13 protein-coding genes are annotated in these 13,215 nt (G+C 57.2%); all 13 read right to left on the bottom strand.

Features of this window, described 5'->3' with window-relative positions; all coding sequences use genetic code 11:
* Positions 1-17: 17 nt before the first annotated feature.
* The gene (locus BBCT_RS02225) at positions 18-902 is read right to left on the bottom strand and encodes a Cof-type HAD-IIB family hydrolase (protein ID WP_033512387.1); all 885 of its coding nucleotides are present in this window, start codon (positions 900-902) and stop codon (positions 18-20) included.
* A gap of 63 nt (positions 903-965) precedes the next feature.
* On the bottom strand, positions 966-1,616 hold the full coding sequence (orn, locus tag BBCT_RS02220; RefSeq protein ID WP_003835696.1) for an oligoribonuclease: 651 nt from the start codon (positions 1,614-1,616) through the stop codon (positions 966-968).
* A gap of 271 nt (positions 1,617-1,887) precedes the next feature.
* Positions 1,888-3,432 (bottom strand): IMP dehydrogenase, encoded by a 1,545-nt coding sequence (guaB, locus tag BBCT_RS02215; protein ID WP_003835694.1) that lies wholly within the window; start codon positions 3,430-3,432, stop codon positions 1,888-1,890.
* 104 nt (positions 3,433-3,536) lie between these two features.
* Positions 3,537-4,697, bottom strand: coding sequence for an MraY family glycosyltransferase (locus tag BBCT_RS02210; RefSeq protein ID WP_003835693.1), 1,161 nt, complete (start codon positions 4,695-4,697; stop codon positions 3,537-3,539).
* Positions 4,694-5,356 carry an L-threonylcarbamoyladenylate synthase gene (locus tag BBCT_RS02205; RefSeq protein WP_003835692.1) on the bottom strand — a complete coding sequence of 221 codons (663 nt, stop codon included), beginning with the start codon at positions 5,354-5,356 and terminating at the stop codon, positions 4,694-4,696. Before BBCT_RS02205 ends, BBCT_RS02210 begins: the two co-directional genes overlap by 4 nt.
* Positions 5,357-5,427: 71 nt before the next feature.
* On the bottom strand, positions 5,428-6,132 hold the full coding sequence (locus BBCT_RS02200; protein WP_003835690.1) for an ABC transporter ATP-binding protein: 705 nt from the start codon (positions 6,130-6,132) through the stop codon (positions 5,428-5,430).
* A complete protein-coding gene (locus BBCT_RS02195) occupies positions 6,132-6,929 on the bottom strand; it encodes an ABC transporter ATP-binding protein (protein ID WP_003835688.1) in 798 nt (265 codons plus the stop codon). Before BBCT_RS02195 ends, BBCT_RS02200 begins: the two co-directional genes overlap by 1 nt.
* Positions 6,926-8,086: a branched-chain amino acid ABC transporter permease gene (locus BBCT_RS02190; RefSeq protein ID WP_003835686.1), complete on the bottom strand. Its 1,161-nt coding sequence runs from the start codon at positions 8,084-8,086 to the stop codon at positions 6,926-6,928. The genes BBCT_RS02195 and BBCT_RS02190 overlap by 4 nt, the downstream gene beginning before the upstream one ends.
* Before the next feature lie 4 nt (positions 8,087-8,090).
* On the bottom strand, positions 8,091-9,017 hold the full coding sequence (locus BBCT_RS02185) for a branched-chain amino acid ABC transporter permease (RefSeq protein ID WP_099570879.1): 927 nt from the start codon (positions 9,015-9,017) through the stop codon (positions 8,091-8,093).
* Positions 9,018-9,173: 156 nt separating this feature from the next.
* Positions 9,174-10,370 (bottom strand): ABC transporter substrate-binding protein, encoded by a 1,197-nt coding sequence (locus BBCT_RS02180; protein WP_033512389.1) that lies wholly within the window; start codon positions 10,368-10,370, stop codon positions 9,174-9,176.
* A 243-nt stretch (positions 10,371-10,613) separates the two neighbouring features.
* Positions 10,614-11,588, bottom strand: a complete 975-nt coding sequence (gene prmC / locus BBCT_RS02175) for a peptide chain release factor N(5)-glutamine methyltransferase (RefSeq protein ID WP_033512392.1) — start codon at positions 11,586-11,588, stop codon at positions 10,614-10,616.
* 9 nt (positions 11,589-11,597) lie between these two features.
* The gene (prfA, locus tag BBCT_RS02170) at positions 11,598-12,686 is read right to left on the bottom strand and encodes a peptide chain release factor 1 (protein WP_033500916.1); all 1,089 of its coding nucleotides are present in this window, start codon (positions 12,684-12,686) and stop codon (positions 11,598-11,600) included.
* A gap of 239 nt (positions 12,687-12,925) precedes the next feature.
* Complete coding sequence (gene rpmE, locus BBCT_RS02165) at positions 12,926-13,138, bottom strand: 50S ribosomal protein L31 (RefSeq protein ID WP_003808371.1); 213 nt, start codon at positions 13,136-13,138, stop codon at positions 12,926-12,928.
* Between the last annotated feature and the right edge of the window lie 77 nt (positions 13,139-13,215).

The following is a 13,215-nucleotide window of genomic DNA, read 5'->3' as shown; positions in this document are numbered from 1 at the left end:
TTCGAAAAACGGCTTCCTTACGCAATCAGCTTGTCGACAACCTGAAGCACCCCGTGATCGGCATTGGATGGAGCCACAAAATGCGCAGCTTGCTTCAACGCGGGGTGCGCATTGCCCATGGCGAACGACCACTGCCCCGCCGAGAGCATCTGCAAATCGTTAAGATAATCGCCAAATACCGCCGTTTGGGCCGCAGTAACGCCAAGCACGCGTTGCAACGCTTCGACGCCTTGCTTCTTATCGGTTGCAGCATTCATGATGTCGACCCACAGTTTGCCGGAAACCACCACCTGATAATCGTTTTTCAGTGGCGTCAGCTTTTCCGCGGCCATCGCTTCGGCACCGTCGAAATCGAGAATCGCCAGTTTGAGCATGGTGTCGCTTTCGCCGTTTGATGCGATCACATCTTCAAGCACGCTATGCAGATCGTCCACAATCTCCAGTGCCGCATAATATTTGCCGACTTCGTCAAGGAATGGCTTGTCCGTACGCTGCACGTATGCCGTGCGCAGGCCACAAAGCACCAATCCCATATCATATTCGCCAACCGCGGCAGAAGCGTTCACCGTGTCGATGGTCCAGCGGGTCACATCGGTATCGACGCCGTGCACTTCGGCAATATTACCGTCAATGGCCACGACATTGCCGTTTTCCGCGATATACGAAAGTTCTCCGCCGTCAAGCACCTGCGCCGCCTTATCGGCGAACATGGCACGCAAGGTAGCGTACTGGCGTCCGGACGCCGGCACGAATTCAACGCCTCGTGAGCGCAACCGCGCAAGCATCGGCCAAAAACCTTGCGGAATCTCGCTATGCTCATCAAGCAGGGTGCCGTCCATATCGGCAACCACCAAGCGAATGTCTTGCGGGATTTCGATGCTGGTCCAATCGGCTGCGCTCACTGGAGTCCTTTCCATGTTTTCGTTGGAATATCAGATTTTCCAACGATTATGCGATATGCAGAATCAGTTGTTGTTCAAAATGCTGGTTGCCACGATCTGATCGGCGATCGCTTTGGCTTCGGCTGCGTCAGGACCGGGCGCCGCTGCCATGAACGCCTTACGGTAGTAACGCAGTTCATCCAGGGATTCGATGATGTCGGCGAGCGCGCGATGTCCGCCGTTCTTCGGCGGACGGTTGTTGTATACGGCCGGATACCAGCGGCGGGCAAGCTCTTTGAGCGTGCTCACGTCGATTACGCGGTAGTGCAGGTGTTCCATGAGGTTCGGCATGTAACGGTCGAGGAATTTTTTGTCTGATCCGATGGAGTTGCCTGCGAGCAGCGGCTTGACGCCGTCCGGGGTGAAGCGGGACACGTATTCGGTGACTTTCCGTTCAGCCTCTTCGACGCTCAGGCCGTTCTCCCATTCGTTGATGAGTCCGGAACGGGTGTGCATGGCGCGCACGAAATCGTTCATATTAGCCACGGCCGCATCGGAAGGCTTGATCACGAAATCGATGCCTTCGTCGAGCACGTTGAGGTCGAAGTCCGTCGGCACTACGGAAATCTCGCACAGTTCGTCGTGGAAGATGTCAAGACCAGTCATCTCGCAGTCGATCCAGATCAGGCGTGAATCCTTCGCCGTGTATGTTTCACCGTCATGTGCGTCAACCATCTTGCCTCGTTTCCTTTGCGTGTGCGCGTGCCGCTTGGCACGCTTCAGCTGAACATTCGAAGATACCGCGAGGTAGGGAGATTGGAAGGCCTACGCACTGGAAAGTCACGCTTTTTCGCGATTTGCTTCATGCACCAATGCCGCTACTTGGCGATAGGGCGACGTTCGGTGATAAATATTCACGTTGCGGATATGAATAAAGCCTCTTACTTTCGGTCTTTTCCGAGAAGTAAGAGGCTTTTACCGATTATTGATTACTGGGATTCAGTAATCACTGGCGGCCGGAGTAGTTCGGGGCTTCGGCGGTCATGACGATGTCGTGCGGATGGGATTCGCGCAAGCCAGCGTCGGTGATACGGATGAAACGGCCACGTTCCGGCATTTCGGCGATGTTGTGGGCGCCGATGTAGAACATGGACTGGTGCAGGCCACCAATCATCTGATACAGCACTGCGTTCAGCGGTCCGCGGTACGGCACTTCGCCTTCAACGCCTTCCGGAACGACCTTGTCGTTGGAGGTGACGTCAGCCTGGAAGTAGCGATCCTTGGAGTAGGACTTCTTGCCACGCGGAGCCATGGCGCCGAGGGAGCCCATGCCACGGTACAGCTTGTACTGCTTGCCGTGCAGCAGCACCTTCTCGCCCGGAGCTTCCTCGCAGCCTGCGAGGGTGCCACCGAGCATGACGGTGGAGGCACCGGCAACCAGAGCCTTGGCGATGTCGCCGGAGTAGTGAATGCCACCGTCGGCGATGCACGGCACGCCAGCGGCACGGCAGGCCTGAGCGGCCTCGTACACTGCGGTGAGCTGCGGCACGCCAACACCGGCCACCACGCGGGTGGTGCAGATGGAGCCTGGGCCGACACCGACCTTGACGGCGTCAACACCGGCGTCGATCATGGCCTGAGCGCCCTGACGGGTGGCTACGTTACCGCCGATGATGTCAACGCCCTTGAACGCGGAATCGGACTTCAGGCGACGAATCATGTCGAGAGCCAGCTTGGCCTCACCGTTGGCGGTGTCGACCACGAGCACGTCCACGCCGGCTTCCATCAGAGCGGAAGCACGGTTATAGGCGTCGCCCAGGAAGCCGATGCCCGCGGCGACGCGCAGACGACCCTGCTCATCCTTGGTGGCGTCCGGGTACTGCTCGGTCTTCACGAAGTCCTTCACGGTGATCAAGCCGGTGAGGTGGCCTTCATCGTCGACCAGCGGCAGCTTTTCGACCTTGTACTTGGCCAGCAGGTCGTGGGCGTCTTCCTTGGAGATGTTGGACGGACCGGTGATGAGGTTTTCGCGGGTCATGACCTCGGAAACCTTGAGGCGGTCGTAATCCTCGGATGCGATGAAACGCATGTCGCGGTTGGTGATGATGCCAACGAGCTTGTTGTCGTTGTCAACGACCGGCAGACCGGAAATATGGAAACGACCGCACAGCTTGTCGAGATCAGCCAGCGTCACATCCGGGCTGACGGTCAACGGATCGTTGATCATACCGGATTCGGAGCGCTTGACGATGTCGACCTGAGCAGCCTGGTCGTCGATGGAAAGATTGCGGTGCAACACGCCGATGCCGCCATTACGAGCCATGGCAATGGCCATATCGGACTCGGTGACGGTGTCCATTGCGGCGGAAATCGCCGGGACCTTCATCGTGATGTTGCGGGTCAGATGGGTGGTCGTATCCACTTCGGACGGAATGACATCCGTCTCGTTCGGCAGCAGCAGCACATCGTCATAGGCGAGGCCAAGCTGTGCGAAAATCGGAGGAAGTGGAGCGTACGTGGAATCTGCATTCATATCAGGAATTGTAGCCATAAACCTACTATATGAACGCGGGCTGACTTAGCGCGACACGGCAAAATCAGCAGCAAACAAAGGTGCCATGAAAGTCAACCAATGCCGCTAGGCAAAGCGTTTAATCATTTTTTGCCGTACTTCGATGACCGTAACGCGGCGTGCCTGCTGGCGTCCGCAGCATCCTCTTCCAGTATCTCAGGAATTCTATGCTTTAAATACGGATGCATGGTGGCGACGGTCAATACCACAGCCGCAATCAGAAATCCGATAAGCACATGCTGTGCCTTGAAAAACAGCGTCATAATCGAACCGAAGGCGATCAGCGCGGCCCACCCCCACAGAATCAGCACAGCACCCTGCACGGAATGCCCGATACGTAGCATGCGATGATGCAGGTGCATACGATCCGGATGCATTGGCGACTGCCCCTTACGCAAGCGGCGCACAATCGCAAGACACATGTCGAGGATCGGCAGGAACAATACCAGAATCGGCAGCAGAATCGGCATGAACACCGGCAGATAGATGCTGGCATGAATGCTGGCGGGATCAAGGCGACCGGTCATCACAATCGAAGCGCAGGTGATCAGATAACCAAGCAGCATGGAACCGGAGTCCCCCATGAACAACTTCGCCGGATGCCAGTTATGCAGCAGAAAGCCCACGCACATGCCCACCATGGCAATGTCAATCAGCGTTGCCATCGAAGCGTATGAAGGTGAATTGCGGGCAATGATGTACGAATAAATGGCGAACGCGATACCGCCGATCGCTACAATGCCCGACGACAAGCCATCCAGACCGTCCACGAAATTGACCGCGTTAATGGACGCGACGACCAAAAACGCGGTGATGGCCATCGACAGGCTCGGCGATGCCGTCACCAACGAACCAAGCGGAAGCGAAATGATCTGCAAGCCGCCCCATGCCACAAACACGGAAATCAGCAGCTGGCCGGCAAGCTTGAGCATCCAATCAAGATCCCACAAATCATCGGCCATGCCCAGCAGACTGATCATAACGGCACCGGCGAGAATCACCCACGCCTGTTGCGATTGCGCGAACAATCCCTGAATAAACGGAATGCGTGATGCGAACAGCATCGACACAGTGAAGCCGATCAACATGCCCAAACCGCCCAGTCGCGGAGTTGGAATGGTGTGCACGTCTCGCGCACGCACTTCGCCGACCGCACCGATCTCAATGGCGATATGGCGAATCAGCGGCGTGATCAGATAGGTGACACCACCAGCAATCGCAGCAATGAACAGATAGATTCTCATACGCCCAAGGCACCGCCATTCAACGTCAAGGCCTTTCGGATAACCGGTTCGCGAATCACTCCCTCTCGAAGAATCGCAATGCCGTCACGCCCATGCGGGTCGGCTGCCACCACTGTGGAAGCCACATGGCCGGGGGTCGCTCCCCCATCCAAATACAGATCCACCGCATCGCCGAACGCCTGAACGGCCTCGTCAACGGTTTGCGCGCTTTCATCGCCGGAACGGTTGGCGCTGGTGGCGGCCAACGGACCGGTAGTACGCAAAACACGTAATGCGGCCGCGGAATTCGGAATGCGCACGCCTTGCGTGGCCTTTCCTGTGGCGGGATCCGTGCGTACCGTGGCGAGCGTGCAGTTGTCGCCCGCCACAGCGATCGGAGAAAATGCGCCCGGCATGAACATGGCGGACAGGCGGTTCAACGGCACCGGCAAATCCAAATGCAGCTTCTCCAGGCTTTCAATAGACGGCAACAGCACCTGCAACGACTTGTATTTCGGGCGTTGCTTCGCCGCGAACACCTTACGGATCGCCTCAATGTTGCGCGGATCGCACGCAACGCCGTAGACCGTGTCCGTAGGAATCACAATCAATCCGCCGTCACGTACGATTTCGACAGCCTGGGCAAGGGATTCGTCTGAAATAGCGCGAATCTCGCTCATGACACCTCCCTTTTCGGCTTGCTGACCCCACCATTGTAAGGCAGGATTCTTCAGCTACGTTGAAACTGACCTTATGCGCCCAGATACGCCTTGCGCACCTGCTCGTTGTTCAGCAGTTCTTTGGCGTCGCCTTCCATCGTGATACGGCCGGTTTCCAGCACGTATGCACGGTCCGCGATCGACAGCGCCATCTTGGCATTCTGCTCAACCAACAGAATCGTGATGCCCTGCTCGTGCAGTTTGCGGATGATGGAGAAGATCTCCTTGACGAGCTTCGGGGACAGACCCATGGACGGTTCGTCCATGAGGATCGTCTTCGGATGGCTCATCAGCGCGCGGCCCATCGCGAGCATTTGCTGCTCGCCACCGGACAGTGTGCCGGCTTTCTGGTTGCGACGTTCCTTCAGACGCGGGAACAGACCGTAGACCATGTCAAGATCCTTCTTAAGGCTCGACTGGTCCTTCAGGCTGAACGCGCCCATTTCGAGGTTCTCCTCAACGCTCATGCGCGTAAAGACGTGACGGCCTTCGGGAATGTGAGCCATGCCGAGGGTCACGATCTTGTTGCTGTGGGTTTTCAGCAAGTCCACGCCGTTGTACATCACGGAACCGGATTTAGCCGGCACCAGACCGGTGATGGTGTGCAGCGTGGTGGTTTTGCCCGCGCCGTTCGCACCGATCAAGGACACGATCTCGCCATCCTTCACGGTGAAACTGATGTCCTTGACGGCTTCGATGGCACCGTACGAAACGGAAAGGTTCTTGACTTCCAGCATCAGGCTTCCTCCTCGCTTTCGTCATCTTCGTCATCGGAACCAAGGTATGCGGAAATGACCTGCGGATTGTTGGCAATCTCATCCGGCGTGCCGGCTGCGATGGTGCGTCCGTAGTCGAGCACCTGGATGCGCTGGCAGACGTTCATCACCAAGCTCATGTCATGTTCGATCAGCAGGATGGCGATGCCGAAACGGTTGCGGATGGTGTTGATGCAGTTAAGCAGATCCTCGGTTTCCGTCGGATTCATGCCTGCGGCCGGTTCGTCGAGCAGAAGCAGCTTCATGCCGGTGGCGAGGGCGCGTGCGATTTCCAGCTTGCGCTGGGCGCCGTACGGCAGATTCGCGGCTTCGGTTTCCGCCAGACCTTCCAATCCGAAGATCTTGAGTAGGTCGATGGCTTTGGCGTGCATTTCGCGTTCCTGCTTCCAGAATTTCGGCGTGCGGAAGATCGCGCCGCCCATGTGGTAGCTGAACGATTCGTTGAACGCGACCAGCACGTTCTCTTCCACCGTCATCTGACCGAACAGACGAATATTCTGGAAGGTTCTGGCGATTCCGGCACGCACTACCTGGTACGTCTTCTTGCCGTTCATGCGTTCGCCGTCCAGGAAGAACTCGCCTTCCGTAGGCTGGTACACGCCGGTCAGTAGGTTGAACACAGTGGTCTTGCCTGCGCCGTTCGGTCCAATCAGACCGATGAGCTCACCGGAGTTGATGGTCATGTTGAAGTCGGATACGGCCTTCAAGCCTCCGAAGGTGATGCCGAGATGCTCGGCCTTGAGGATGGGCTCGCTCATGCCTTCGCCTCCTTGGTAGTGGTGACCGTCTCAGCAACCTTTTCAGCGGTTTCGACTTTTTCAGTCGTCTTCTTAGCGTTCTTGCCGGATTCCTTGGACGCCTTGACCTTTTCAACGGTTTCGGCCTGCTTCGGCTTACCGTGTGCTTTGAACTTCATCGGGTAGAACAGCTTGTTGATGGTCTTGGTCAGGGAGAATTCCCAGTTGCCGAAGATGCCTTGCGGCCGGAAGATCATAATGAGCACCAGTGCCACCGAGTACACGAGCATGCGGTAGGTGGAGAAGGCGCGCAGCAATTCCGGAAGAATCGTCAGGCCGATGGCGGAGACGATGGAACCGGTCAGCGATCCCATACCGCCGAACACCACCATGATCACGTAATTGATCGACTGCAGCCATCCGGCCATGGACGGATTCAACGAACCGATGTACTGTGCGAAGATGCCACCGGCGATGCCTGCGAAGAACGCGGAAATCGCAAATACGAGCACCTTCATGTAAGTGATGTTGATGCCGGATGCGCTGGCCGCGATCTCGTCGTCGCGGATGGCCTTGACGGCACGTCCGTAACGGGAGCGGGCGAACATGAACAGCAGCACTACGGTGACGACGGTAATCCAGAACACGACATACAGGTTGGCGAGACGGTCGATGCCGATCAACGCCTGTCCTGCGGCACCCTTGTCGAGACCCATGCCGCCGGCAACCTTCAGGTTCTGGATGATCACGCGGATGATCTCACCGAAGCCAAGCGTGATGATGGCGAGGTAATCACCATGCAGACGCAATGCAGGAATGCCAACCAGAATACCGAAAATGCAGGCGATTACACCACCGACGAGGGTGGTAAGCAGGAATCGCAAAGTCGGATCCATCGCAACGCCATTGGCGACGAGCAGCTTGCTCAGCAAAGCAGCGGAATACGCGCCGATTGCCTCGAAACCGCAGCAGCCCAACGTAAGCTGGCCGAGCACGCCGATAGTGAGGTTCAGCGAAGTGGTCATGATGATGGCGATGCAGATGGTCATCATGATGCCTTTGATATAGGCGCTGGCCATGCCGGATTCACATACGCCCATCAGGATGCCGAACAGCACGACCACACCGATCGCGCACATCAGATAGGACTGTTTGGTGGAAAGCATTGATTTCTTCATGGGATCACACCTTCTCTGTTTCCGGTTCGCCCATCAGGCCGGATGGCTTGACCAGGAGCACGATGATGAGGATACCGAACACGATGGCGTCGGAGAACGCGGACGTGATCACACCTCCGGTAATGGTGCCGATATACGCCTTGGTCAGGCTTTCGACCACGCCGATCACCAGACCGCCGACCATAGCGCCCGGAATGGAGCCGATACCACCGAGCACGGCCGCGACGAATGCCTTCAGGCCCAGCATCGCGCCCATCATCGGAGACACCTGCGGATAGGAAATGCAGTACATAAGCGCCGCCACCGCAGCCAGGCCGGAACCGATGGCGAAGGTCAGCGTGATGGTGGAGTTCACGTTGATGCCCATCAGAATCGACGCTTCCTTATCTTCGGAAACCGCACGCATGGCCTTGCCCTGCTTGGTGTGGGAGACGAACAGCTGCAGCGCGACCATGATGATGACGCCGAGCGCGATGGTGATGATGGTCGCACCGTCGATCTTCAGCTTGCCGAGCGACAGCGTCGGAATCTGGATGATCGTTGGCACGGTCTGGTAATCGGCGCCGAAGATGGCCTGAGAGCCATTCTCCAGCAACAGGCTCATGGCGATTGCGGTGATGAGGGCCGTCATGCTGTTGCCCTTCTCACGCACCGGCTTATATGCGGCCCTCTCCACGATGACGCCCACCGCCACGCACATGAGGATCGCAGGAATGACGGCCACCCATGCGGGCAGGCCGAACGCGACGATTGCCGGAATGGTAAGCATCAGCACATATGCGCCGACCATGATGAAATCGCCGTGCGCGAAGTTGATCAAACGAATGATGCCGTACACCATGGTGTAGCCAAGTGCCACAAGCGAGTACACGCTACCGATCTTCAAACCATTGAAGATCTGGCTGATGAACATGATGATCTGATCGCCCATCATTCCTCCTTTCAAAAATTTGTCTGCCGTCAGGCTCTCGAACCCGACGAATATGGATAAAACGCCTTGATACGCGAAAGGGAGAGAACCGGTTTCCCGGTCCCCTCCTCTTATATGCTCAGGCTTTCAAAATCCTTGCCTTCAAGCAGATGGAAATCACTTGGATGGCTGGATGGTGGTCTTGTACTGAGGCTTGCCGTCCTTAAGCTCAAGGACGATGACGGACTTCTTCGGGGAGCCCTTCTTGTCGAGCGTGAAGTTGCCGGTCACGCCTTCGAAGCTCATACCGGAGATAGCGTTGCGCACAGACTCGCGGGTAGCGTTCTTACCGGCCTTCTCGATCGCCTGAGCCATCATGTACACGGAATCATAGGCCAGTGCGGTGAAGGTGTTTGGATCGGCGTTCTTGTTGGCCTTCTTGTAAGACTTGATGAAGTCCTGTACCTTGGCGTTGGAGGTGTCGTCTGGAGAATAATGGGTGGTGTAGAGCACATTGTTGTACAGCGACTTATCGTCGGTCATCTTCAGGCCATCGTAGCCGTCAGGACCCATCACATAACCATCGTAGCCGACGGAACGGGCCTGCGGGATGATGTACGGGCCAGCAACGGAGTAATAGTACGGAGCGTACAGGAACTCGGCGCCAGCGGCCTGAATCTTCTGCAGCTGGGAGGAGTACTCGGTGTCGTCGGCGCTGGAGGAATTCTCCTCTGCCACGACCTCAAGGCCGGCCTTCTTGGCGGCATCGGCGAAAGCCTTGCCCACGCCGGAGGAGTACGGGTCGCCGGTGCCGTATAGCACGGCGACCTTCTTGACCTTCAGGGTCTCGGCTGCGAACTTGGCTGCAATCTCACCCTGATAGGAATCCTTGAAGCAGGTGCGGAACATGTAACCACCGGTCTCGATGGAGTCGGAGGTGGCGGCCGGAGCGATGGCCGGCAGCTTGGCCTGATCGGCCAGCGGAGCCACTGCTGCGGTGGTGGAGGAGATGGTCGGACCGAGCACGCCGAGCACGCTGTTGTCACCGGCGAGCTTGTTGAAGGCGTTGGAGGCTTCGGTGGCGTCGCCCTTATCGTCCATGGACTCGAGCTTGACCTTCTTGCCGTTGATGCCGCCCTTGGCGTTGATCTCGTCCACAGCCAGCTTGAAGCCGGCGACTTCGGCCTCGCCGTATGCGGCGGCGGTACCGGAGTTGGTGGTGATGGATCCCAGCGTGATGGTATCGCTGTTGGCCGCACTACCATTGGAGCTGCTGGAACCGTCCATGCTGCCGCCAGAGCAGGCAGCGAGGGACATTGACATTGCGCCTGCCGCGATCACGGCAACGCACTTAGCGGAGAACTTGACGTTCATTCCGTTCTTCCTCTTTCCTTGAAAATGCCGCACATTTCTCTCAACGCGCACCATGAAAGCCATTCATGTTCATCTCAATCCCGTGCGCGGAACCGCAACGGCCGCTTATGGCTGCCATCCGTTCTTCATGTGCATTCCGATTGTTCTTTATAGCCCGACGGACAGCGCCATGCATAAAATGTTCTTATAGTGAGACTCAACTTCCGGCTATATTTTCACCGGCATGCCGTGAAACGTCTTGTATTATCCGATTTCTTGCTTTTCTGCCGTCAGATAACGCGGACGACCGGTGTAATCGTTGTGCACGACAACATCGACGAAATCGCAAGTACGTGCAAAAGCGGCAAGCCGCTCCCCTTGCGTGACATCGTGTTCCATTACCATGAGCCCGCCTGGCTTGAGCAGTTTCGAAGCGCGTGAGATGATGCGCTCCGGAATGAGCGTACCATCCGCGGAACCGCCATACAACGCCAGATCGGGATCGTAATCGCGTACTTCTGGCTGTACGGGAATGTCGGAAAGCGGCACATACGGAGGATTGGTGAGCACGATGTCGATTGTGCCGTCAAGCTGGTTCAGTGTCGGCATCTGCGTGGCGTCGGCGATTTCCAGATGATAATTACCTGCGATCGCCGGATACCGTTTCGTGGTTTCGTCAAGATTGCGACGCGTCCACTGCGCGGTCCGTTCGCTTTTTTCGACGGCCCAGACTTCGCTGCCCGGCACTTCCGTGGCGAAAGCAAGGCCGATCGCACCGCTACCGGCGCATAAATCGACCACTTTGGCACGGTACATGCCATGCCGGGTGGTCCATTCGATGCCTTCCTGCACCACCAACTCGGTTTCAGGACGCGGAATGAACACGCCCGGTCCGACTTTCAGATCGAGATAGCGGAACGGCGCATGGCCGGTGATGTGTTGCAATGGCTCACGTTTGGCTCGACGATCCACCATGGAATGGAACCGTTCCATGGCCGCCGCGACGGTATTCCCGGTGGTTTTCGCATTCGCCCAAGCGCCCGATTCTGGTGAATCGGACGCCAAGGCACTGTTCAGATGTCCAACGTCCTCTCCCATAAGCATGGCCTTGTCCACGTCCCGCAAATCGACGTGGAAGGCTTCGGCGAGCAGCAGTTTGACGTCATGTTCCGGAGTGTCGACACCTGCCGCGCTCAATATGGCCGCGGAGGAACGCACCGTTTCGAATACCGTAGCCACAACCACGCCTTACTTCTGGTTGGCGAGACGATCGGCCTCATCCGCCTGGATGTCGGAATCGATGACGGCCTGCAAATCGCCGTCAAGCACGGCGTCAAGGTTGTACGCCTTGTAATTCGTACGATGATCGACGATACGGTTCTCCGGGAAATTGTACGTGCGGATTCGTTCGGAACGATCCAGCGAGCGCACCTGGGAGTGACGCATGTCTGCGGCCTGTGCGGCTTCCTCCTCGTGCTTCATGGCGAGCAGGCGGCTCTTCAACACGCGCAGTGCGGCCGCACGATTCTGGATCTGGCTCTTCTCATCCTGCATGCTCACCACGATGCCGGTCGGAATGTGGGTCATACGAACGGCGGAATATGTGGTGTTCACGGACTGGCCACCCGGGCCGGAGCTCATGAAGATGTCGATTTTCAGATCCTTCTGATCGATTTCAATCTCATCATCGTCTTCGTCGGCTTCCGGGAACACAATGACACCGGCCGCGGAAGTTTGGATGCGACCCTGCGATTCGGTGACGGGAATACGCTGCACGCGATGCACGCCACCCTCATACTTGAGAGACGCCCATACGCCATCTTCCGGCGCAGGAGTACCCTTGGCGCGAATGGCAAGCTGCACGTCTTTGACGCCACCCAGCTCGGTGGTGTTTTCGCTTTGCACGGCAACCGACCAGCCACGCTTTTCCGCATATCGCATGTACATGCGCAGCAAATCGCCCGCAAAAAGCGCCGCTTCCTCGCCGCCAGTGCCCGCCTTGATTTCCATGATCGTGTCACGCGCATCATCGGGATCACGCGGAATCAACGCGGTACGCAGCTTCTCCTCCGCCGCTGGAAGCTCGCTCTCCAAACGTTTCGCCTCTTCCGCGAAATCCGGATCTTCGGAAGCCATTTCCTTGGCTGCCTCCAGATCGTCTTTCACCTGCTTGTATGCGGTGTATGCGGAAACGATGACGCCCAACTCAGCGTGACGACGTCCCAGCTTACGCATCTTATCCGGATCCGACGCGACTTCCGGCTCGGCCATCTGCTGTTCGATATTGTGATATTCCTCAAGTGCGGTAACTGCCGCGGGGAACTGCTCGTCTGCCAATGTACGCCTTTTCTGTCTGCTTATAAATCTGCGCTTCAGCGTGAACGCTTCGCTGAACTCCACTCAATCTATCCATCATATAAGGTGCCTTGGAAACGCTGCCGAAGCGCGGTATTTCGCAGGCATTCCACGCATCTTACGAATATCCCAATCGCATGCACGCAGCGCATACGCATCCGTTAATGAAAAACGCCAGCCCACAATCGGACTGGCGTTTTTCATTGCCTAAGCAATAAGACTCACTTGGCCTTCTTGCCGTAACGCTTCTCGAAGCGTGCCACGCGGCCACCGGTGTCGAGGATCTTCTGCTTGCCGGTGTAGAACGGGTGGCAGTTGGAGCACACGTCGACGGTCATGTGATCGCCGTTGTAGGTGGAACGGGTGACGAAGGTGTTGCCGCAAGAGCAGGTAACCTGCACTGCGTGATAATCAGGATGGATACCCTGCTTCATAGTTTGTCTCCTAGAGATTCGGGGGACCCGGGTCGCAACGCCCCTATAGCATCGCGTGAACCGGATAACCTTTCGGA

The sequence above is a fragment of the Bifidobacterium catenulatum DSM 16992 = JCM 1194 = LMG 11043 genome, assembly GCF_001025195.1.
GTDB lineage: Bacteria > Actinomycetota > Actinomycetes > Actinomycetales > Bifidobacteriaceae > Bifidobacterium > Bifidobacterium catenulatum.
Note: the sequence above shows the minus strand (reverse complement) of the source record. Positions and strands in the feature narration are given on the sequence as shown.